The organism is Quadrisphaera sp. DVD1 (assembly GCF_058932755.1).
This window is the reverse complement of record NZ_JBZYWI010000054.1, coordinates 1-19,525: the sequence shown is the minus strand read 5'-3', so window position 1 is coordinate 19,525 and position 19,525 is coordinate 1. Positions and strand designations below refer to the sequence as shown.

The 19,525-nt window shown below is 76.4% G+C and carries 24 protein-coding genes and 1 pseudogene; 18 read left to right on the top strand and 7 right to left on the bottom strand.

What is annotated here, in order from left to right:
* The 4 genes from AC5FZL_RS08245 to AC5FZL_RS08230 form a co-directional block, all read left to right on the top strand.
* Positions 1-521: DUF6297 family protein (locus tag AC5FZL_RS08245; protein ID WP_493618088.1), on the top strand; the 521-nt coding region annotated here is incomplete at its 5' end.
* Between the two features lie 70 nt (positions 522-591).
* Positions 592-1,188, top strand: a complete 597-nt coding sequence (locus tag AC5FZL_RS08240; protein ID WP_493618087.1) for a sulfite oxidase-like oxidoreductase — start codon at positions 592-594, stop codon at positions 1,186-1,188.
* A gap of 45 nt (positions 1,189-1,233) precedes the next feature.
* Positions 1,234-1,998: a ferredoxin reductase gene (locus tag AC5FZL_RS08235; RefSeq protein ID WP_493618091.1), complete on the top strand. Its 765-nt coding sequence runs from the start codon at positions 1,234-1,236 to the stop codon at positions 1,996-1,998.
* Between the two features lie 30 nt (positions 1,999-2,028).
* Complete coding sequence (locus AC5FZL_RS08230) at positions 2,029-2,760, top strand: ABC transporter permease (protein WP_493618086.1); 732 nt, start codon at positions 2,029-2,031, stop codon at positions 2,758-2,760.
* A 20-nt stretch (positions 2,761-2,780) separates the two neighbouring features.
* On the opposite strand, the gene AC5FZL_RS08225 is transcribed toward AC5FZL_RS08230, so the two are convergent.
* Entirely contained in the window at positions 2,781-3,329 is a 549-nt protein-coding gene (locus AC5FZL_RS08225; RefSeq protein ID WP_493618085.1) for a TIGR03086 family metal-binding protein, read from the bottom strand.
* Positions 3,330-3,366: 37 nt separating this feature from the next.
* Between AC5FZL_RS08225 and AC5FZL_RS08220 the strand changes: the two genes are divergently transcribed.
* The 3 genes from AC5FZL_RS08220 to AC5FZL_RS08210 are packed head-to-tail and all read left to right on the top strand — an operon-like array spanning position 3,367 to position 5,218.
* The gene (locus AC5FZL_RS08220; RefSeq protein ID WP_493618084.1) at positions 3,367-4,224 is read left to right on the top strand and encodes an AraC family transcriptional regulator; all 858 of its coding nucleotides are present in this window, start codon (positions 3,367-3,369) and stop codon (positions 4,222-4,224) included.
* A 44-nt stretch (positions 4,225-4,268) separates the two neighbouring features.
* Positions 4,269-5,033, top strand: a complete 765-nt coding sequence (locus AC5FZL_RS08215) for an NAD-dependent epimerase/dehydratase family protein (protein WP_493618083.1) — start codon at positions 4,269-4,271, stop codon at positions 5,031-5,033.
* Between the two features lie 32 nt (positions 5,034-5,065).
* Positions 5,066-5,218, top strand: a complete 153-nt coding sequence (locus AC5FZL_RS08210; RefSeq protein WP_493618082.1) for a hypothetical protein — start codon at positions 5,066-5,068, stop codon at positions 5,216-5,218.
* Here the strand turns inward: AC5FZL_RS08210 and AC5FZL_RS08205 are convergent.
* Positions 5,215-5,945 (bottom strand): annotated as a pseudogene (locus AC5FZL_RS08205) (phosphoenolpyruvate carboxykinase domain-containing protein); the annotation flags it as partial. The gene AC5FZL_RS08210 and the pseudogene AC5FZL_RS08205 overlap by 4 nt on opposite strands.
* Positions 5,946-5,978: 33 nt before the next feature.
* Between AC5FZL_RS08205 and AC5FZL_RS08200 the strand changes: the two are divergent.
* Positions 5,979-6,914 carry an MFS transporter gene (locus AC5FZL_RS08200; protein WP_493618081.1) on the top strand — a complete coding sequence of 312 codons (936 nt, stop codon included), beginning with the start codon at positions 5,979-5,981 and terminating at the stop codon, positions 6,912-6,914.
* Between the two features lie 11 nt (positions 6,915-6,925).
* Here the strand turns inward: AC5FZL_RS08200 and AC5FZL_RS08195 are convergent, their stop codons facing one another.
* Positions 6,926-8,254, bottom strand: a complete 1,329-nt coding sequence (locus AC5FZL_RS08195; RefSeq protein ID WP_493618080.1) for an alpha-amylase family glycosyl hydrolase — start codon at positions 8,252-8,254, stop codon at positions 6,926-6,928.
* A gap of 53 nt (positions 8,255-8,307) precedes the next feature.
* Entirely contained in the window at positions 8,308-8,904 is a 597-nt protein-coding gene (locus AC5FZL_RS08190; RefSeq protein ID WP_493618079.1) for a helix-turn-helix domain-containing protein, read from the bottom strand.
* A gap of 113 nt (positions 8,905-9,017) precedes the next feature.
* On the opposite strand from AC5FZL_RS08190, the gene AC5FZL_RS08185 reads away from it, so the two are divergent.
* The 5 genes from AC5FZL_RS08185 (at position 9,018) to AC5FZL_RS08165 (ending at position 12,269) form a co-directional block, all read left to right on the top strand.
* Positions 9,018-10,016 carry an NAD(P)/FAD-dependent oxidoreductase gene (locus tag AC5FZL_RS08185; protein ID WP_493618078.1) on the top strand — a complete coding sequence of 333 codons (999 nt, stop codon included), beginning with the start codon at positions 9,018-9,020 and terminating at the stop codon, positions 10,014-10,016.
* Entirely contained in the window at positions 10,013-10,645 is a 633-nt protein-coding gene (locus tag AC5FZL_RS08180; protein WP_493618077.1) for a class I SAM-dependent methyltransferase, read from the top strand. The genes AC5FZL_RS08185 and AC5FZL_RS08180 overlap by 4 nt, the downstream gene beginning before the upstream one ends.
* 83 nt (positions 10,646-10,728) lie before the next feature.
* Entirely contained in the window at positions 10,729-11,064 is a 336-nt protein-coding gene (locus AC5FZL_RS08175) for a DUF6204 family protein (protein ID WP_493618076.1), read from the top strand.
* 23 nt (positions 11,065-11,087) lie between these two features.
* The gene (locus AC5FZL_RS08170) at positions 11,088-11,747 is read left to right on the top strand and encodes a class I SAM-dependent methyltransferase (protein ID WP_493618075.1); all 660 of its coding nucleotides are present in this window, start codon (positions 11,088-11,090) and stop codon (positions 11,745-11,747) included.
* Positions 11,748-11,762: 15 nt separating this feature from the next.
* Positions 11,763-12,269 carry a DsbA family protein gene (locus AC5FZL_RS08165; RefSeq protein ID WP_493618074.1) on the top strand — a complete coding sequence of 169 codons (507 nt, stop codon included), beginning with the start codon at positions 11,763-11,765 and terminating at the stop codon, positions 12,267-12,269.
* Between the two features lie 4 nt (positions 12,270-12,273).
* Here the strand turns inward: AC5FZL_RS08165 and nhaA are convergent, their stop codons facing one another.
* The gene (nhaA, locus tag AC5FZL_RS08160) at positions 12,274-13,674 is read right to left on the bottom strand and encodes a Na+/H+ antiporter NhaA (RefSeq protein ID WP_493618073.1); all 1,401 of its coding nucleotides are present in this window, start codon (positions 13,672-13,674) and stop codon (positions 12,274-12,276) included.
* An 18-nt stretch (positions 13,675-13,692) separates the two neighbouring features.
* The gene (locus tag AC5FZL_RS08155) at positions 13,693-14,682 is read right to left on the bottom strand and encodes an LLM class flavin-dependent oxidoreductase (protein ID WP_493618072.1); all 990 of its coding nucleotides are present in this window, start codon (positions 14,680-14,682) and stop codon (positions 13,693-13,695) included.
* 252 nt (positions 14,683-14,934) lie between these two features.
* Here AC5FZL_RS08155 and AC5FZL_RS08150 point away from each other — a divergent pair, with 252 nt between their 5' ends.
* Genes AC5FZL_RS08150 through AC5FZL_RS08130 form a run of 5 tightly spaced genes read left to right on the top strand, consistent with a single transcriptional unit; the run spans position 14,935 to position 18,547 of the window.
* Complete coding sequence (locus AC5FZL_RS08150) at positions 14,935-15,090, top strand: hypothetical protein (RefSeq protein ID WP_493618071.1); 156 nt, start codon at positions 14,935-14,937, stop codon at positions 15,088-15,090.
* 54 nt (positions 15,091-15,144) lie between these two features.
* Positions 15,145-16,221: a sensor histidine kinase gene (locus tag AC5FZL_RS08145; RefSeq protein ID WP_493618090.1), complete on the top strand. Its 1,077-nt coding sequence runs from the start codon at positions 15,145-15,147 to the stop codon at positions 16,219-16,221.
* Positions 16,218-16,880, top strand: a complete 663-nt coding sequence (locus AC5FZL_RS08140; RefSeq protein WP_493618070.1) for a response regulator — start codon at positions 16,218-16,220, stop codon at positions 16,878-16,880. The genes AC5FZL_RS08145 and AC5FZL_RS08140 overlap by 4 nt, the downstream gene beginning before the upstream one ends.
* Before the next feature lie 56 nt (positions 16,881-16,936).
* Complete coding sequence (locus AC5FZL_RS08135) at positions 16,937-17,947, top strand: zinc-dependent alcohol dehydrogenase family protein (protein ID WP_493618069.1); 1,011 nt, start codon at positions 16,937-16,939, stop codon at positions 17,945-17,947.
* A gap of 60 nt (positions 17,948-18,007) precedes the next feature.
* Positions 18,008-18,547, top strand: a complete 540-nt coding sequence (locus AC5FZL_RS08130) for a dihydrofolate reductase family protein (protein WP_493618068.1) — start codon at positions 18,008-18,010, stop codon at positions 18,545-18,547.
* A 560-nt stretch (positions 18,548-19,107) separates the two neighbouring features.
* On the opposite strand, the gene AC5FZL_RS08125 is transcribed toward AC5FZL_RS08130, so the two are convergent.
* A partial coding sequence (locus AC5FZL_RS08125) for an HNH endonuclease signature motif containing protein (protein ID WP_493618067.1) occupies positions 19,108-19,525 on the bottom strand: 418 nt, incomplete at its 5' end.

Here is a 19,525-nt window from a genome sequence, read left to right as displayed (position 1 = left end):
CCGCGGTGCCGCTCGTCGTGGCGCCCCCGCTGGCGCAGGCCCTGCTGGGCCCGCTCGGCGGGACGCTCGTGGCGGTGCTCGGCGCCACCGCGCTCGCCCGCGCGGCAGCCGGTGGGCTCGCCTCGGCGGCCCGCTCCCCCGGCCTCGCCCGCGCGCTGCCGTTCCGCCCGGCGGCGCTGCGCGGCGCGCTCGTCGCGGCCCCGCTGGTGCTGGCGACCGCCTGGGCCCTCCTCGCCGTGCTCGCCCTCGGCACCCCGCTGTGGACGGCGGTGGCCGTGGCTCTGGCCGGCACCGCCGGCGCGGCCCGGGCGGCGTCCTCGGCGCCCGGCCCCGCCGCGGGGATGGGCCCGGTCGTCGTCACGGACGCGGGCCCGGTGCCCACCGGCCTCGTCTCGCGGCTGGCGCGCGGCCCGGACGTCGCCCTGCTGTCCGTCGTGCCGCTGCTGCTCGGCGCCGGCCCCGCGCTCGGGCTCGGGCTGCCGGCCCTGGTGCTCGCCGCCGTGGTCACGGCCCCGCGCTGACCGCCCACCCTGGTCGACGCGCCGTCACGGCACGCGCGAGAATGTCGGCGATCACCTGAGGAGGTCCGCCATGAGCTCGCTCTTCCAGGGCCGGCGCGGTCGCGACCCGCGGCTGCCCCCCGGCCAGTACGACGTCGGCAGCTCCTGGCCGGTGCTGACCGCCGAGGCCACCCCGAACGTGACGACCGAGCGCTGGTCGTTCCGCGTCGACGGCGCCGTGGCCGAGGCGAAGGAGTGGTCGTGGGACGACGTCCACGCCCTCGCCGACGAGACGTGGCAGGGCGACATCCACTGCGTCACGACCTGGTCGAAGCTCGACACGAGCTTCACCGGCGTCAGCCTCGACGCGCTGCTCGGCCAGGTGCAGGTCGACCGCCGCGCCTCGCACGTGGTGGCCTACGCGAGCACCGGCTACACGACCAACCTGCCGCTGGAGGACGTCACCGGCGGGAAGGCGTGGCTGGTGTGGGCGCACGAGGGCCAGCCGCTGAGCGCCGAGCACGGCGGCCCCGTGCGCATGCTCGTGCCGCACCTGTACTTCTGGAAGTCGACCAAGTGGATCGCCGGCCTGCGCCTGCTGGACCACGACGAGCCCGGCTTCTGGGAGCGCAACGGCTACCACGACCGCGGCGACCCGTGGCTCGAGCAGCGCTACCAGGGCGACTGACGGGTGGCTGAGCGCCCCCTTCCCGACCTGCCGGACCTCCCGCCGCTGCCCACCCTCGGCGACCTCCCTCCGCTGCCCACCCTCGGCGGCCCGCCGCTGCGGCGCCCGCCCACCGGCGGCGCGCGCCGGGAGTGGCAGCACGGCCGGGTCGTCGAGGTGCGGGTGGAGACCTCGCACGCGCGCACGTTCCGCCTCGCCCTGCCGGTCTGGAACGCGCACGTGCCGGGCCAGCACTACGTCGTGCGCCTGACCGCTCCCGACGGCTACCGCGCCGAGCGCTCCTACAGCGTGGCCAGCCCGCCGGAGGACGCCGGCCACATCGAGCTGACGGTCGAGCGCCTCGCCGACGGCGAGGTCTCCGGCTACCTGCACGACGCCGTCCGCGTCGGCGACGAGCTGGAGGTGCGCGGGCCGTTCGGCGGCTGGTTCGTCTGGAACGGCCGGACGCCGGCCCTGCTCGTCGGCGGCGGCTCCGGCGTCGTGCCGCTCATGGCGATGGTGCGCCACCGCCGTGCGCTGGGGCTCGACGTGCCCCTGCACCTCGTCGTGGCCGCGCGCACCCGCGAGGACCTCTTCTACGCCGACGAGTACGGCGAGGAGTCGACGCTGGTGCTCAGCCGCGCCGTCCCCCCGGGCTTCCCGCGCCCGCCCGGCCGGCTCACCGCCGCCGACCTGGCGCCGCACGTGGTCGACGGCGCGACGGTGTACGTCTGCGGGTCCGCGGGCTTCGCCGGGGCAGCCGAGCGGCTGCTGGCCGAGGTCGGCGTGCCGGCGGGCAGCATCCGCGTGGAGCGCTTCGGCCCCGCCTAGGGCCGAGGCTCTCGGGCTGGCGCCGCTGCGGTGAGCGAGGACGTGCGGCTCGTCGCCGCGCTCGTGGTGCTCGTGGCCGTGGCGGCCGGCGTGCTCGCCGCCGCGCGGGTGCCGCTGCCGGGCGCGGTGCTGCGCGCGGTCGGGCGGGCGGCGGTGCAGCTCGCCGTCATCGCCCTGGTGCTGCGCGCGGTCTTCACCCTGCCGCTGGCCGCGGGGGCGGTGCTCGTCGTCATGGTCACCGTCGCGAGCGCCACCGCGGCGGGGCGGCTGCGCGACCTGCCCGGGGCGCGGCGCGCCGTGCCGCTGGCGGTGCTCGCCGGCGCGGTGCCCACCCTGGCGGTCGTCTTCACCACCGGCGCGGCGGCCCTCGAGCCGCGCTACCTGCTGGCGCTGGGCGGGATCGTCACCGGCGGCACGATGACCGCGACCGTCCTGGCCGGCCGCCACCTGCTGGCCGGGCTGCGCAGCCGCCGCGAGGAGGTCGAGGGGTGGCTGGCGCTGGGCGCCGCCCCGCGCCGGGCGACCGCCGACGTCGTGCGCGCCGCGATCGGGGAGTCGCTGCTGCCGGCGCTGGACCAGACCCGCACCGTCGGGCTGGTCACCCTGCCCGGCGCCTTCATCGGCGCCCTGTTCGGCGGGGCGAGCCCCGCCGACGCCGCCCGCTTCCAGCTGCTCGTGCTCGTCAGCCTGCTGTGCGGGGAGGCGCTGGCGGCCTCGGCGCTGGGGCGGCTCCTCGGAGCGCCGGCCCAGCTCCCCGGCTGATCGGCGCCGGGCCGGAGGCCTCAGACCCGGCGCCCCAACCGGGCGAGCACCCGCGCCTGGCGGTCCGCGCCGGCCGGCGGCACGACCTCCGGGCGGCAGATCCCCTCCGCGTGCAGGGCGTCGCCGAAGCTGTCGGCGCCGGCCTCGACCCGGTCCAGCTCGGCGTCCGAGAGCGCGTCGTCCGCCCCGACCGCGCGGGCGAGGTCCCAGCGGTGCACGACCATGTCCCAGACGTAGAACTGCTCGAAGGCGGCGCCGACCGTCGTGGGGCCGAAGAAGCCGTCGAAGGCCCGCTGCGGCACGGCGTCGTCGGCGAGCGCCTCGGCCACCCGCTTCGCGTGCTCGCGCCAGCCGGCGGCGGGGTCGGCGGCCGGGTCCGGCGCCTCCCCCACGTCGATCCCGTGCCCGGTGAGGAACTCGCGCTGCGTCGAGACGAGGTGGGCCAGCACGTCGCGGGCCGACCACCCCTCGCACGGCGACGGGGCGGCCCAGCGGTCGGCGGGCACGGCGTCGAGGAGGGCGGTCAGGGGCTGCTCGGCGGCGTCGTACGCCGTCGCGGTGGTGTTCATGGCCCGAGGGTGGCGGCCTGCGGCACGCTGGGTCTTGATGAAACCCGACAGCGACCTGGCCGGCGCCGCCCCGGTGCGGCTCGACCCGATCGAGCGCGCGCACCTGAAGGACCCGCGCGACGCCTCCCACGTGATGCACCGGTACGCGCCGCCGCCGGAGCTCGCCGGCCTCCTGCAGCGCTTCTGGATCCCCGTGTGGTCGGTGCCGCCCGGCCAGGAGGCCGAGCAGAGGGTGCTCCAGTACCCGGTGTCCCTGGTCGTCGTCTCGGGCGACTACGCCCGCTTCTACGGCGTCGTGTCGGGGCTGTCGACGACGACGCTGAGCGGGGACGGCTGGGCCGTCGGGCTCATGTGCGCCCCGGCGGCCGGATTCCTGCTCACCGGCGCGCCCATGGCCGCCTCGACCGACCGGGCCGTGGACCTCGCCGAGGTCCTGGGCGCCGAGGGCGAGCGGCTGGTCGCCCGGGTGCGCGCGGCGATGGCCGCCGACCCCACGTCCCCGGAGGCGCACCAGGCCGCCATGGACGCCTGCGGCGACGCCCTGCGGCCGTTCCTCCCCGTCGACGCGGAGGGGGAGCTCGTCAACGAGGTCGTGGCCTTCGTCGAGGGCGACCGGGGGGTCACCCGGGTCGCGCAGGTCTGCGCCGCGTTCGGCCTGTCCGAGCGCGCCCTGCAGCGGCTCGTGCACCGCCGGCTGGGCCTGACGCCGAAGTGGCTCATCCAGCGCCGGCGGCTGCAGGAGGCGGCCGAGCTGCTGCGCGCCCGCACCACGACGCTCGGCGAGGTCGCGGCCGCGCTGGGGTACGCCGACCAGCCGCACTTCATCCGCGACTTCGCGCGGGTGACGGCGATGACGCCGGGCGAGTTCGCGGCCCGGCACGCCGGGCCGCCCTGACGCCAGCGGATGCCGACGGGCCCGGGGTGCGCGAGCATCCCGGCATGGGTCGTCGACGGGTGCTGCTGACAGGAGCGGGGGGCAGCGTCGGGCAGCAGCTGCTCCCGGGGCTGGGCGGCTACGAGCTGCGGCTGCTGGACCGCGAGGCGCCCGAGGCGCCGTCGGGCGTCGAGGTCGTCACCGGCGAGCTCACCGACCGCGAGCTGCTGGCGCGGGCCGTCGAGGGCGTGGACGCCGTCGTCCACCTCGCGGGCGACCCGCGCCCCTCCGCGCCGTGGGACGACCTCGAGGGCTCCAACGTCGACGGCTTCGTCGCGCTCCTGGGCGCCGCGCACGAGCACGGCGCCTCCCGCGTGGTCTACGCCAGCTCGGTGCACGCCATGGGCCAGTACGACGTCGGCGGCAGGGTCCCGATCGACGCCACGTGGGCGCCCGCGCCGTGCTGCCCGTACGGCGCCACGAAGGCCTTCGACGAGGCGATCGCCAGCGTCTACGCGCACCAGCACGGCCTGAGCACCGTCGGGCTGCGCCTCGGCGCCACCGTCCCCGAGCCCGCGCAGCGCAGCCAGCTCGGCGGCTGGCTCGGGCCCGACGACCTGCGCCAGCTCGTCACCCGCGCCCTGGAGGCACAGGGCCCCGGCGGGGTCCTCACGGGCGTCTACCCGGGCGTCTCGGCGAACACCCGCCAGCGGTGGGACCTCTCCACCGCCCGGGCGGACCTCGGCTACGCGCCGGTCCTCGACTCCGAGGGCTTCGCCGACGGCGTCGAGGACGACGGCACCGACGCCACCACCTGCCCCGGGCACTGACGCAGGACGGCCCGGCGTGCTCCACTGGGAGCATGAAGCCGGTGCTGGTCGTCCTCGTGCTGCTGCTCGCCTGCGCGCTCCTGCAGCTGGCCGGCGTGGACGTCGTCGCCGGCATCGGCGTCGTCGTGGACACGACGGCCGACGTGCTGGTCGCGGTGTGGGACTTCGCCCGCAGCCTCGCCTAGGCGCCGCGCGGGGCTCCCAGCCGCGAGCGCAGGTGCTCGACCTGCTCGGCCAGCGGGGCGGGCAGCCGGTCCCCGAAACCGGCGAAGAACGCCTCCGCGCGCTCCGCCTCCTGGCGCCAGGCGCCGGGGTCGACGGCGAGGAGCTCCGACAGCCGGGCCTCGTCGAGGTCCAGGCCGGTCAGGTCGAGGTCCTGGGGGTGCGGGAGGAGGCCGGCGGCGCTGTCCTGCGCCCCGACCCGCCCCTCGCAGCGCGCCACGACCCAGGCCAGCACGCGGGAGTTCTCGCCGAACCCGGCCACAGGTACCGGCCGTCGGCCCCCTTGCGGAACCAGTTGACGCTGAAGACCTGCGGGCGCCCCCGCTCGCCCAGCGCCTCGCCCAGCGCCAGCCAGTGCGCCCAGTGGTCGGCCGTGTTGTAGCCGCAGAACGGGAGCATCGCGAAGGGGTCGCGGCGCAGCTCGCCGACCGCGCCCTCCGCCGCGGCGGTCTGCTCGGAGGAGACGGTCGCGCCCATGAAGACGCCGTGGGCCCAGTCCCGGGCCTGCGCCACGAGGGGCACGTCGTGCGCCCGGCGCCCGCCGAAGACGATCACGTCGATCGGGACCCCCTCGGGGTCGTCCCAGTCCGGCGCCATGGAGAGGCACTGGGACGCCGGGACGGTGAACCGCGCGTTGGGGTGGGCGGCCGGGCGCCCTGAGGCGGGGGTCCAGTCCCGGCCCTGCCAGTCGCGGTCGGCGGCGAGTGGGGCGGCGCGGTGCTCATGGCGGTGGAGTACGCGCCGGAGCGCCGTCGCGGGTTCTACGGGTCGCTGCCGCAGATCGGCGTCCCGGCGGGGCTGGTGCTGGGCACCGCGGCGTTCGCCGTCGTGAGCTCGCTCTCGGACGCCCGCTTCGAGTCCTGGGGCTGGCGCATCCCGTTCCTCATCAGCATCGTCCTGGCCGTCGTCGGCATGTTCATCCGGTTCCGCATCGCCGAGACGCCCAACTTCTCCGAGGCCAAGCAGAAGCGGGAGGACGCCGAGGCCCGCGGGGACCACGAGCGCAGCCCGCTCGTCAGCGTGCTGCGCTCGCACCGCCGCGAGCTGCTGATCGCCTTCTTCGCCCGCTTCGCCGAGGCCGGCAACTACTACATCTACACCGTCTTCATCATCGCGTTCCTCACCGACAACGCCGGGGTCGACCGCGACGTCGTGCTCACCGCCGTGGTCATCGCCGCCTCGGCCGACATGCTCGTCCTGCCGCTGTGGGGCCGCCTGTCCGACCGGATCGGCCGGCGCCCGGTGATGATCTGGGGCGGGCTGTTCCTGGCGGTGTCCGCGTACCCGCTCTTCCTCGTCGCCGAGGGCGGCGACCCGGTGGCGATCACCGCGTCGCTGACGCTGGTGCTCGTCCTGGGGCACGCGGCGGTGTACGGGCCGCTCGCGGCCTTCTACGCGGAGCTGTTCCGCCCCTCACAGCGGTACAGCGGAGTGTCCATCGGCTACCAGGCGGGCTCGGTGCTGCTCGGCGGCTTCACCCCGCTGCTGGCCACCTCGCTGGTCCTGTGGGCCGACGGCGCGTCCTGGCCGGTGGCGCTCATGGTCGCGGTGACCTCCCTCATCGCGGTGGTGACGATGGTGGTCGCCCGGGAGTCCCACCACCGCAGCCTGTCGGAGGACTCCTACGACGACGCGGCGCCGCAGGCGGCCCGGGCCTGAGCGCGCCGCGGTCAGGCCGGCTCGACGACGGCCCAGCCGTGCGGGGGCAGGTCCACCGCACGGCCGTCCGCGGACGCCGTCCCGCTCCCGGCGGCGACCCGGCCGGTGGACGGGAGGTCCACGCGCGCCGGGGCGTCGTCGGTGCTCAGCGCCACGACGAGCTCCGACTCCCCCGACCGCGCCCGGTAGGCGAGCAGCCGGTTGGACAGCACCAGCGTCGCGGTGCTCGCCCGGTGCAGCCACGGGTGCCGGCGGCGCAGGCCGACGAGCTGCTGGTGCAGGTGGAAGACCGGCTCCCCCAGCGGCGACAGCTCCGCGGGGGTGGCCGGGAAGGCCGGCCGGACGGCGTCGTCACCACCGGCGCGGTCCTCCTTGACCCCGCGGAAGGCGTGGTCGTCGCCGGCGTAGACGGACGGCGTCCCCGCCACCGTCATGAGCACCGCGAGCGCGTGCGGCAGGTGGCGGACGTCGGTGAGGCGGCTGGCGATGCGGGTGACGTCGTGGTTGCCGACGAACGTCATCGGCGCGAAGGCCTCCGCGAAGCGGCTGTGCCGCTCGAGGGCGTGGGCGAGCTCGAAGGCGTTGCGGTCGTTGAGCGAGCTCCAGACCGCCTTCCACAGCTCGTACTGCGTCACGGCGTCCACGCCCGAGGCCGCGACGAAGGCGGCGTAGTCGCCGTGGATGACCTCGCCGACCACGTACGCGTCGGGGTGCCGCTCGCGCACGCGGGGCAGGACGGACGCCCAGAACGCGGGCGGGACGGCGTAGGCGGCGTCCAGGCGCCAGCCGTCGGCGCCGCGGTCGAGCCAGTGGTCCATCACGGTCGTGACGTGGTCGGCCACGGCCGGCTCGTCGTGGCGCAGCGCGACGAGCGCGGAGTGGCCCTCGAAGTCGTCGTGGGCCGGGCGGCCGCTCCCCGGCGTCCAGCCGTCGGGCCAGTGCAGGCGGAACCAGCGCGCGGCGTCCGAGCCCGGGCCCTCGGCCAGCGCCCGCTGGAAGAGCGGGAAGCTCTGCCCGACGTGGTTGAAGACGCCGTCGAGCACGACCCTCAGCCCGCGCGCGCGGGTCGCGGCGACGAGGGCGTCGAAGTCGGCGTCGTCGCCGAGGCGCGGGTCGATCCGCAGGTGGTCGGTGGTGTCGTACCCGTGGGTCTCGGAGGCGAAGACGGGGCCCAGGAGCAGCCCCGAGGCGCCCAGCTCGACCGCGTGGTCGAGCCACGGCAGCAGCCGCGGCAGGCGGTGCTGGACGGCGTCGCCCGCCTCCGCCGCGGTGCGCTCGGCGCCGAGGAACCCCAGCGGGTAGACGTGCCAGAAGACGGCGTGCTCGACCCAGGACGGCACGGGAGCGCCCCCTCCCCTCGACGGTGTGGGCCCCAGTCCTAGCACCGGTCCCCTCAGCGGCCCTTGGGCCGGGCCCGGACGTGCGCGCGCTCGCCCTGCGGGCCCATGAGGCAGAGCAGCTCGGCCGGGACGGCGTCGGGGTTGGCCAGCGCGTGCGGCGTGCGCGTGTCGAACTCCGCGACCTCGCCCGCCACCATGAGCAGGTCGTGCTCGCCGAGCAGCAGGCGCACGCGTCCGGAGAGCACGTAGACCCACTCGTAGCCCTCGTGGGTCTTCTGCTCCAGCTCGCGCCCGGGCCACCCGCCGGGCAGCACCATCTTGTAGGCCTGGATCCCGCCGGGGCGACGGGTCAGCGGCAGCAGGGTCATGCCGTTCCGGACGACCGGGCGGGCGTGGATGCGCGGGTCACCGGTCTCCGGCGCGTCCACGAGCTCGTCGAGCGGCACCTGGTGCACGCGCGCCAGCGGCAGGAGCAGCTCCAGCGTCGGCCGGCGCTGGCCGGACTCCAGGCGCGACAGCGTGCTCACCGAGATGCCCGTGGCGGCGCTGAGCTCGGCCAGCGTCGCGCCGCCCTCCTGGCGCAGGCCGCGCAGCCGCGCGCCCACGCCCGACAGCACGCCCTCGACCGCGGGATCCCGTCCGTCCTCCACGCCAGCAGTTTGCCAGGACAGCAACGACGTTTGTCAACTCGGGCCCCACCGGAGCACTGTCGCGGAGCAGCGGACGCCACCGGGCGGCCGCTGGGGCGATCCGAGGAGGAGCCGTGGACGGTCAGCAGCTGCAGGAGTCCTACGACGTGGTCGTGGTCGGAGGTGGGGCGGCGGGGCTGAGCGGCGCCCTGGCGCTCTCGAGGGCCCGGCGCTCGGTGCTCGTCGTCGACGCCGGCGAGCCGCGGAACGCCCCCGCGCACGGCGTCCACAACTACCTCGGCCGCGAGGGCACCGCTCCGGCGGACCTCGTGGCGCTCGGCCGCGCCGAGGTCGCGGGCCACGGGGGGCAGGTGGTGGACGGGCGCGTGGCCTCGGCGCGGGCGCTGCCCGGTGAGCGCACCGCCTTCCGCGTCGACCTGGACGACGGCCGCGCGGTCACCGCGCGCCGCCTGCTCGTGGCCACGGGCGCCGCGGACCGACTGCCGGACGTCCCGGGGGTCTCGGACCTGTGGGGCACCGACGTCCTGCACTGCCCCTACTGCCACGGGTGGGAGGTCCGCGACCAGCCGGTCGGCGTCCTGGGCAGCGGCCCGATGTCCGTGCACCAGGCGCTGCTGTGGCGCCAGTGGAGCGACGACGTGACGCTCTTCCTCCACACCGCGCCCGAGCCCACCGGCGAGCAGGGGGAGCAGCTGGCCGCCCGCGGCATCGCGGTCGTCGACGGCGAGGTCACCGGCCTGGAGGTCACCGGGGGCCGGCTGTCGGGCGTGAGGCTGGCCGGGGGCCGCGTGGTCCCCCGCCGGGCGCTCGTGGTCGCGACGCGGGTCGACGCGCGGGTCCCGGCGGGCCTCGGCCTCCAGACCGAGGAGGTCGCGGTCGGCGGCCACGTCGTGGGCACCCGCGTCGCGGCCGCACCGGACGGCACGACCGCGGTGGCCGGCGTGCGGGTGGTCGGGAACGCGGGCAGCCCGATGGCGCAGGTCATCACCTCCGCCGCCGAAGGCCTCACCGCCGCGGCGGCGCTCAACGGCGACCTCGTCGCCGAGGACGCGGCGCGGGCCGTGGCGCGGCTGCGCGCCGACCGCGACAGCCTCTCGGGAGCCCTGCGGTGACCACCGCCGACGAGACCGGGGCCTTCTGGGAGGGCTTCTACCGCGAGCGCCCCGCCGTGTGGAGCGGGCGGCCGAACGCCCTGCTCGTCGACGTCGTCGGCGAGCTGGCGCCCGGCACCGCGCTCGACCTCGGCTGCGGCGAGGGCGGGGACGCCGTCTGGCTGGCCCGGCGGGGCTGGAGCGTGACGGCCGTCGACGTCTCGCCCACCGCGCTGGCGCGCGTGACGGCCGCCGCCGCGCGTGCCGGCGTGGGCGAGCGCGTGCGGGTCGAGCAGCACGACCTCGCCCGCACCTCCCCCACCGGGCGCTTCGACCTCGTCGCGGCGGCCTACCTGCAGTCGCCGGTCGAGCTGCCGCGGGGGCAGGTGCTGCGGGCGGCCGCCGCAGCGGTCGCGCCGGGCGGGCTCCTCGTCGTCGTCGAGCACGCCTCGGCGCCGTCGTGGGCGCCGTCCTCCGGGCACGCGCACGCCGGCTTCCCGACCGCGGAGGAGACGTGGGACTCGCTGGCGCTCGACCCGGGCCGGTGGCACCGGGAGCGGTGCGACACCCCCTCCCGCACGGTCACGCACCACGACGGGGCGAGCGCCACCGTCTTCGACAACGTCATCGCCGCGCGGCGCCGCGCCTGAGCGCGGTGCCCGCCGCGGAAACCCCGTTGCGGGCGCCTCGCGGGGTGTGGCGGACTGGGAGCCCACCACCCGAGGAGTCCCCCGTGCAGCGCACCTACCGCGTCGCCGTCCGCGGCCGGCTCACCGGCCTGGACGCCGCCACGCGCGCCGCCCTCACCGAGCGGCTCGACGAGCACTCGATCTTCAGCGCCGAGCACACCCCGACGGGCAGCCTCACCTACGAGGCCGACCTGCGGTTCTTCACGGTGCGCGTGCTCGTGGTGGAGGAGGGCGACGACCCCGCCGCCTGCGACGCCGCCGCCCTGGAGACCGGGCTGGTGGCGGCGGAGCTGCTGCTCGCCGAGCGCGGCCTGGCCGGCACGGGCCTGCGGGCCACGGCCACCAGCGTCGACGACGTGCACGCCCGCCTGCGCCGCTGACCGCCCCCGGCCAGACTGGCGCGATGACGCCGAGCAGCCGGTCGCGCAGCTACCCCCGCCCCGGCGCGGCGCTGTACGACGCCCTCCTCGCCCCCGCAGCGCTGCGCGCCGCCGAGCCGGCGCTCGACGACGTCGTCCGCACCGCCCCGCCCGGCGCCCGGGTGCTCGACGTCGGGTGCGGCGGCGGCCAGGCGCTGGCGTCGCTGGCGCAGCGCCGACCCGACCTCGTGCTGACCGGCCTCGACCCCTCGGCCCACCTCGTGTCCGCCGCGCGGCGCCGGGCCGGCGGCGCGAGCGTCGTGCGCGGCTCGGCCCTCGACCTGCCGCTGCCCGACGCCGCGTTCGACGTCGTGCTGGCCCTGTTCTCGCTCAAGGAGTGGCCCGACCGCGCCCGCGGGGTGCGCGAGGCCACCCGGGTCCTCGCGCCCGGTGGCCGCCTGCTGGTGGCCGAGCTGCACGCCGCGGCCCCGCGCGCGCAGTGGCAGGCCTTCATCGACCTCGGCCCGCTGCCCCGCCCGCTGGCGAGCGCCTTCGTCACCGCCACGCTGCACCCGGTCGTGCGCCGGGGCGTCTCGACGACCGAGGTCGAGCGGCTGCTGGCCGCGCCCGGCCTCGAGGCGGTGCAGGTCGAGGCCGACCCCGACCTGGCCGTCGCCCGGGGCCGCGCGCAGCGCTCCGCCTGAGCTAGCGTCCCGCGCGTGAGCGAGACGACGACCGCCGTCGACCTGGACCGCCACGTCTACGGCGACCCCGCGGCGAGGACCACCGTGGTCGAGCACGGCGACTTCGAGTGCCCCTACTGCGCGGCCGCGGCGCCGGTGCTGCGCCGCCTCGTCGACGGCTCCGACGGCGCGGTGCGGCTCGTCTTCCGCCACTTCCCGCTGTTCACCAAGCACCCGTTCGCGCTCACCGCGGCCCTGGCCGCCGAGGCGAGCGGCGAGCGCTTCTGGGACCTGCACGACCTGCTGTTCACCCACCAGGACCACCTGGCCGACGCCGACCTGGAGCGCTACGCGGCGCAGGTGGGCGCCGGGGCGGTCACAGGGGAGGCCGCGCAGGCGCACCGCCCGGCGGTCGAGGCCGACTACGCCGACGGCGTGCGCGCCGGCGTCCGGGGCACGCCCACCCTCTTCGTCGACGGCCGGCTCTACAGCGGCCGGGTCGAGCTGGCGGCCCTGCGGGCCTCGCTCGGCCTGGGCCGCTGACCGCTCAGCCCAGCGTCGGGTCGCGCCAGGGGCCGGTCGGCAGCGGCGGCGGGCCGGCGTCGTCGTCCACGGTGCACAGCGGTGACCGCTCGCCCAGGTAGCGCAGCACCAGCGAGCCGAGCACGGCCGCGAGCAGGGACGCGGCGAGGACGCCGATCTTGGCCTGGCTGCGCAGCGCCTCGTCGTCGAAGGCCAGGTCGGTGATGAACAGCGAGATCGTGAAGCCGATCCCGGCGAGCACCGCCCCGCCGACGAGGTGCCCGTAGCGCACCCGGCCGGGCAGGTCGCCCAGCCCCGTGCGCAGGGCCAGGGCCGCGAGCGCGGAGATCCCGACGGCGTTGCCGAGCAGCAGGGCGACCACCACGCCGATCGTCACCGAGGAGGTGGCGGCGTCGGCCAGGGCACCGGCGTCCAGCACCACCCCGGCGTTGGCGAGGCCGAAGACCGGCACGACGAGGTAGGCGCTCGTGGGGTGCAGGGCGTCCTGCAGCCGGTCGTTCGCCGGGACGGTGGCCCGGGCGGCGGTCGTCGCCAGGCGCACGCGCAGCGGGTCGGCGTGCTCGACCACGGCGGCGCCGTAGGTGCGCAGCCGCTCGCGCTGCTCCGGGTCGACCCGGGCGGCGGGCACGAGGACGCCGACCAGCACGCCGGCCAGCGTCGGGTGCACGCCCGAGGCGTACACCGCGCCCCACAGGGCGATGCCGACGAGCACGTAGGGCGCGAGCTGCCACACCCCGGCCCAGCGCAGCAGCGCCAGCACCACGACCAGCGCCGCGGCGGCCACGAGCGCCGGCACCGAGACGTCCTCGGTGTAGAAGACGGCCATCACGGTGACCGCGCCGATGTCGTCGACGATCGCGAGGGTGAGCAGGAACAGCCGCAGCTGGTCGGGGCAGCGCGGCCCGAACAGGGCCAGGACGCCGACGAGGAACGCCGTGTCGGTGGAGATGGGGATGCCCCAGCCGGCCATCTCGGGCCCCGAGGGGTTGAGCGCCAGGTAGAGCAGGGCGGGCAGCGCCAGGCCGCCGAGCGCCCCGAGGGCGGGCACGACGACGGCGCGGGGGTCGCGCAGCTCCCCCACCGTGACCTCGCGGCTGATCTCCAGGCCGACGACGAGGAAGAAGACGGCCATGGCGGCGTCGTTGACCCAGTGGCGCAGGTCCAGCGACAGCTCCCAGCCGCCCATCCGCCAGGCGCCCTCGGTGTGCCAGAACGCCTCGTAACCGGCTCCGGGGACGTTCGCCCAGACCAGCGCGGCCACGGTCGCCCCGAGCAGCAGCATCGCGCTGCCGGCCTCGGTGGCCAGGAACCGCCGCAGCGGCAGGGAGACGAACGGGACGGGGATGCTCACCCGGGGCGCCGGCCCCGGGCGCCCCGGCAGGGAGGCGGTCGTCGACGTGCTCACGGACCCCGACCCTGTCGCCTAGGCGCTGACGCTGTCCATCGCCTCGGCCGTGAGCGCCACCGAGCGCAGGCGGGCCTCGGTCGTGGGCGAGCCGTGGGCGACGATCAGCTCGTCGGCGCCGGTGTGGGCGCGGAAGGCCTCGAGGTACTCACGCACCTGCGACGGCGTGCCGGCGCCGGTGTAGGTCATCATCGAGTCGACGTGGGCGCCGGCCCCCGAGGCCAGGAACGCCTCGGCCTCGTCGTCGGAGAAGGTGCGCCCCCGGCCGAACAGGGCGGTGGCCAGGCCGCGACGGCGGGCCTGCAGCTGCTCGTTCGCCGCGGCCTCGGTGTCGGCGGCGATGACGTTGACGGCGGCGATCGCGTACGGCGCGTCCAGCTGCGGCGAGGGCGTGAACTCGCGGCGGTAGGTCGCCAGCGCCGCCTCCAGCGCCTGCGGGGCGAAGTGCGAGGCGAACGCGTACGGCAGGCCGAGGGCCGCGGCGAGGTGGGCGCCGAAGAGCGAGGAACCGAGGATGTACAGCGGCACCTTCGAGCCCCTGCCGGGGATCGCCTCGACGCCGGGCACGCGGGACTCCCCGGCCAGGTAGGCCTGCAGCTCGAGCACGTCCTGCGGGAAGGCCTCGGAGGCGGCGGGGTCGCGGCGCAGCGCGTAGGTGGTGCTCTGGTCCGAGCCGGGCGCGCGGCCCAGGCCCAGGTCGATCCGCCCCGGGTACATGGCCTCGAGGGTGCCGAACTGCTCGGCGATCGTCAGCGGAGAGTGGTTGGGCAGCATCACGCCGCCGGCCCCGAGCCGGATGGTCGAGGTGTGGGCGCCCACGTGCGCGATGAGCACGCTGGTGGCCGACGAGGCGATGCTCGCCATGTTGTGGTGCTCGGCGTACCAGACGCGGGAGTAGCCGTGCTCCTCCGCGGTGCGGGCGAGGGCCACGCTGGCGGCGATGCTGTCGCTGGCGGACGCCCCCGGGTCGATCGGGGCGAGGTCGAGGATGGACAGCGGCAGGGTCATCGCGAGGCCTTTCGGGACGAGGGGGTGCTCTGGCGCCAACGCCCCCGTCCGCCGATCACTTCCGCGCGCCGCAGCGGTCTGCCCCTCGGCACCTCACCCGCCGCTCCCGCTGGAGGAGCCCGTGCTCGACCTCGGGCCCGCCGCCGCGGAGGTGATGGACGTCGTGGTGCTCGACGAGCTGGTCCTGCACGGCTGGACCTCGCCCGCGCCACCGGGCAGCGCTTCGGCTGCGACCCCGGCTCCACGGCCGCCGTGCTGGCGTTCACCACCGAGGCGGCGCTGCCCGAGCACGCGGCGGGCCGGGAGGGGCTGTTCGGCCCGGTGGTGGCCGTGCCCGACGACGCCCCGGCGCTCGACCGCGCGCTGGGGCTCGCCGGTCGCGACCCGGCGTGGGCGCCGCCCGCCTGAGCAGGTGCCGGGCGCGACGCGAGGCGGGTTTGCGCCATGCTGTGACCCGTGGTCATGAAGCGCCTCGACCGGGCCGAGCTCGACGCCGAGATCGTCGAGGAGTTCGCCGCGGTGCTGCAGCGCGAGACCCCGCGCCTGGTGGCCGACCCGGCGGACCTGCTCCAGATGCGGGTGCGGAGCCTGGGCGTGGTCACCCGCACGCACGCGCGCCTCAGCGCCCCGCCGGACGAGGCGGCGACGGCGCCCTGGGTGCCGCCGGAGCCGTCGGCGGCGGAGGTCCCCAGCGACGAGATCGGACGCCGGCGCGCCCGGGCCGGCGTCCACCCGACGCAGTCGCTCATCGCCGCCAGCTGCCTGTTCCGCGTCGCCCTGCCGCGCCTGCTGGGCCACTACCGCGAGACCCCGCCCGAGGCGGTCGCGGTGGCGCTGGACGCCAGCATCGACGACCTCCTCATGGCCGCGGCGGTCGCCTACGTCGACGTCCTGCTCGACCGCATCAGCGAGGCCAACCTCGACGAGCGCCGCCGCGTCGCGCGCGACCTGCACGACCGCACCAGCCACGGGATCGGCGCCGCCATGCAGGGCGTCGACCTCGCGCTGCACGTCCTGCACACCGGCGGCGCCCCCGACCTCGAGCGCCTGGCCGCGACGCGGCAGCTGCTGCTCGACACCCTCAACGACGTCCGCGACATGGCGACCCGCCTGCGCGACACCGTCGGCGCCCGCGGGCTCGCCCAGTCCCTGCGCGAGCACCTCGACCACGTGGCGCCCGAGGGCCTGGCCGTCGCGGTGGTCCAGGAGGGCCCGGACGACGCCGGGGTGCTGCCCGGGTACGTCAAGGAGGAGGCGTACCTCGTGCTGCGCGAGGCGGTGCGCAACGCCCTGGCCCACGACAGCACCAAGACGCGGCTGGACGTCACGATCAGCGTGCGCGGCGGCGTCCTGCTCGCCGTGGTCGCCGACGACGGCGCCGGCTTCGACCCGGAGGCGGTCGACACGACCCGCTCGCTGGGGCTGTCGTCGATGCGCGAGCGCGCGGAGGGGCTGGGGGGCGGCGTCGCGCTGGAGACGGCGCCCGGGCGCGGCGTGCGCGTCGTGCTCACCGTCCCCTTCGGCGGAGGGCGGCCGTGAACTCCGGCGCCGCCGCGCCGGCCACGGTGCTGCTCGTCGACGACCACCGCATCTTCCGCGAGAGCCTGCGAGCGCTGCTCGACCTGCACGACGACGTCCAGGTCGTGGCCGAGGCCGGCTCCGGGGAGGAGGCGGTGCGCCTCGCCGGAGCCTTCGCGCCCGACGTCGTCCTGCTCGACGTCGAGATGCCCGGGCAGTCGGTCCTCACCACGCTGGCCGACCTGCGCCGCGCCGTCCCCGACGCCCGCGTCGTCGTGCTGACCATGCACGAGAACACCTCGCTGGCCCGGCTGCTGCTGCTCCAGGGCGCCTCCGCCTACCTGATCAAGACCATCGGCCACCACGAGCTCGTGGCCGCCATCCGCGCGAGCGTGGCCACCGAGCCGGAGGTGCTCACGCTCTCGCTCGTGCACCGCGCCCCCGCGGGGCTGGTCGGCGAGCACGACGTGCCGGTGCTCACCGGGCGCGAGGTCGCCGTCCTCGCCCTCGCCGGGCAGGGGCGCTCCGACGCGGAGATCGGCGCGGAGCTCCAGCTCGCCGAGGGCGCCGTGGCGCGCCACCTGGCCGTCGCCACCGCCAAGCTCGGCACGGCCACCCGCACGGACGCCGTCCGCCGCGCTGCCCGGCTCGGGCTGATCGGCCCGCCGAGCGCTCGGTGAGGCCCAGCGGGCCCCCGGTGGTGGCGCTCGGGGCCGGGGAGGGCCAGGCTCCCCCCATGCGCGCTGCGATCATCGACGAGCCGGGCCAGGTGCGGGTGGGAGAGGTGCCGGACCCCTCCCCGGGAGCCGGGGAGGTCGTCCTGCGCGTCGGCGCCACCGGCATCTGCGGCACCGACCTGCACATCGCGGCGGGCCAGTTCCCGCCGTCGCCCTACCCCCTCGTGCCCGGGCACGAGTTCAGCGGCGAGGTGGTGGCCGTGGGCGCCGACGTGCCCGGCGCCGCGCACGGCGGCGTCCAGGTCGGCGACCGCGTGGCGGTCGACCCGTCGCTGTTCTGCGGGCGCTGCCGGTTCTGCCGCGTCGGGCGGGGCAACCTCTGCGAGTACTGGGGCGCGGTCGGCGACACCGTGGACGGCGCCTTCGCCGAGTACGTCGCCGTGCCCGCCGCGAACTGCTACCGCATGCCCGACGACATGACCTTCCGCCAGGGCGCGCTCGTCGAGCCGCTCTCGTGCGCGGTGCACGGGCTCAACCGCATCGGGGCCGAGGCCGGGGAGTCCTTCCTCGTCGTGGGCGCCGGCACGATGGGGCTGCTCATCCAGCAGCTGCTGCAGCGCAGCGGCGCGCGCGTCGTCGTCGTCGACCGCAACCCCGACCGGCTGCCCCTGGCGACCCAGCTGGGGGCCGCCGCCACGGCGACCGACATCGCCGAGCTCGACGGCGAGCTGTTCCAGGCCGCCGTCGACGTCACCGGCGCCGTGCCGGCGATCGAGGGCGCCCTCGGCGCGCTGGACCGCGGCGGGCGGATGCTCGTCTTCGGCGTCGCGCACGCCGACGCCCGCGCCGCCGTCCCGCCGTTCCGGGTCTACAACGACGAGCTGAGCATCATCGGCTCCATGGCCGTGCTCCACAGCTTCGGGCCGGCGCTGCAGCTCATGGCCTCCGGGGCCGTGACGGTCGACCCGCTGCTGACCCACGCGCTGCCGCTGGCCGAGTTCCCCCAGGCGCTGGACCTCATGCGCAGCGGCGCCGGCGTCAAGGTGCAGGTGCTGCCCGGCCAGCGATGAGTTCCGGTCGGCGGTCGAGTCCTCCTGCCCGACACCACGACCGACCCGAGGAGACCTCCCGTGGGACGCATCGCCGCAGCCCTGTTCACCACCGTCGACGGATCGGCCGAGCGGCCCGACCGCTGGCACATGCCCTACTTCGACGACGCCATGGGCCAGGCCGTCGACCGCCACACGGCACGCTGCGAGGCCTACCTCATGGGGCGCGGCCTGTACGACCAGTGGTCGCAGTACTGGCCCGGCAACGACACCGACGACTTCGCGGAGTTCATCAACCCCATCCCGAAGTTCGTCCTCTCCACGACCCTGGAGACCGCCGACTGGCAGGGCACGACGATCCTGCGCAGCCTCGACGAGGTACGGGCGCTGCGGGACCGCACCGAGGGCACCATCGGGCTCTCCGGCAGCCTCACCACGGTGCGGTCGCTGCTCGAGGCGGGGCTGCTCGACGAGCTCGACCTGCTCGTCGACCCCATCGTCGTCTCCGGTGAGCGCCGCTGGACCGACGAGCTGGGGCGGACGCCGCTGGACCTGCTGTCGTCGGAGGCGCTGCCCACGGGCGTGCTGCACCTCGTGTACCGGCCGGTGCGGGAGAGCTGAGACCCGTTTCGCCGGTCAGTGCCCGCGCCGCTGCGGGGCACTGACCGGAGGCACCCAGGCGGGGAAGCCCACGAACCGCCAGTACGCCGTCTCGATCCCGTGCGGGTCAGCGCCAGCGCTGGCTAGGTTCGGTACATGAGGGGCAGCGGCGGGGCTCGCATGAAGGTCTGGACGTGGTGGGGACGTGACCCCAGCAGCCTCGAGGACCTGATGTTCCTCGTCGCGTGCGCGACCCAGAAGGAGCTGCACCAAGTTGGCGTTCGTTTGGGTCTCCCCAAGCCGCACGGTGGGTATGGCCGCTTGTCGGAGCAAGACGCTGACTTCACGCGCGCTGCCGAGTCACCGGGGACTCTCCTGTGGCGGGAGTTGGGTGACAGCGGGGAGTGGGGCGATGAGTTGGCGCTCGATAAGTTGCGGCAGCAGTCCACGATCAGGGAACTGAGGGCAGGGCGTCTCCGCGAGCCGGTGCGGCGGCCCAATCAATCCAACTGATGCAGCCGTGGCTGGTCGAGCACACTTGGGTGACAACACCCTCGTCAAGCCGGCCTGGGTTCCGCCGGTCAGGCCGCGGAGGGGTGCTGGCGCTGGGTCCAGGCCTGGATGAGCTGGTCGAGGGCGGGCATCCAGGGTGGTGGTGGCACGCGCGGTGAGCCGCGGTCGGGTGGGTGCCAGATGACCTGGGCGCCGGTGAGCTCTGCGCGCCAGCCCTGGCGGTGGACGAGGCGGTGGTGGTACCCGCACAGCGCGGTCCCGTTCCGCTCGCTGGTCGCTCCTCCTGCGCTGTAGGCGGTCAGGTGGTGGAGCTGGCACCAGCCGACCGGCCTCGTGCAGGTGGGGAAGGTGCAGCCCCCGTCGCGGGCGAGGACCGCCCTGCGGATCTTGGTGGGGAACGCGTACACGCTCCGCCCGACGTCCAGCGGACTCCCATCCCGGTCGACGAGGACGGGGACGACCTCCGCGTCACACGCCAGGACCCCC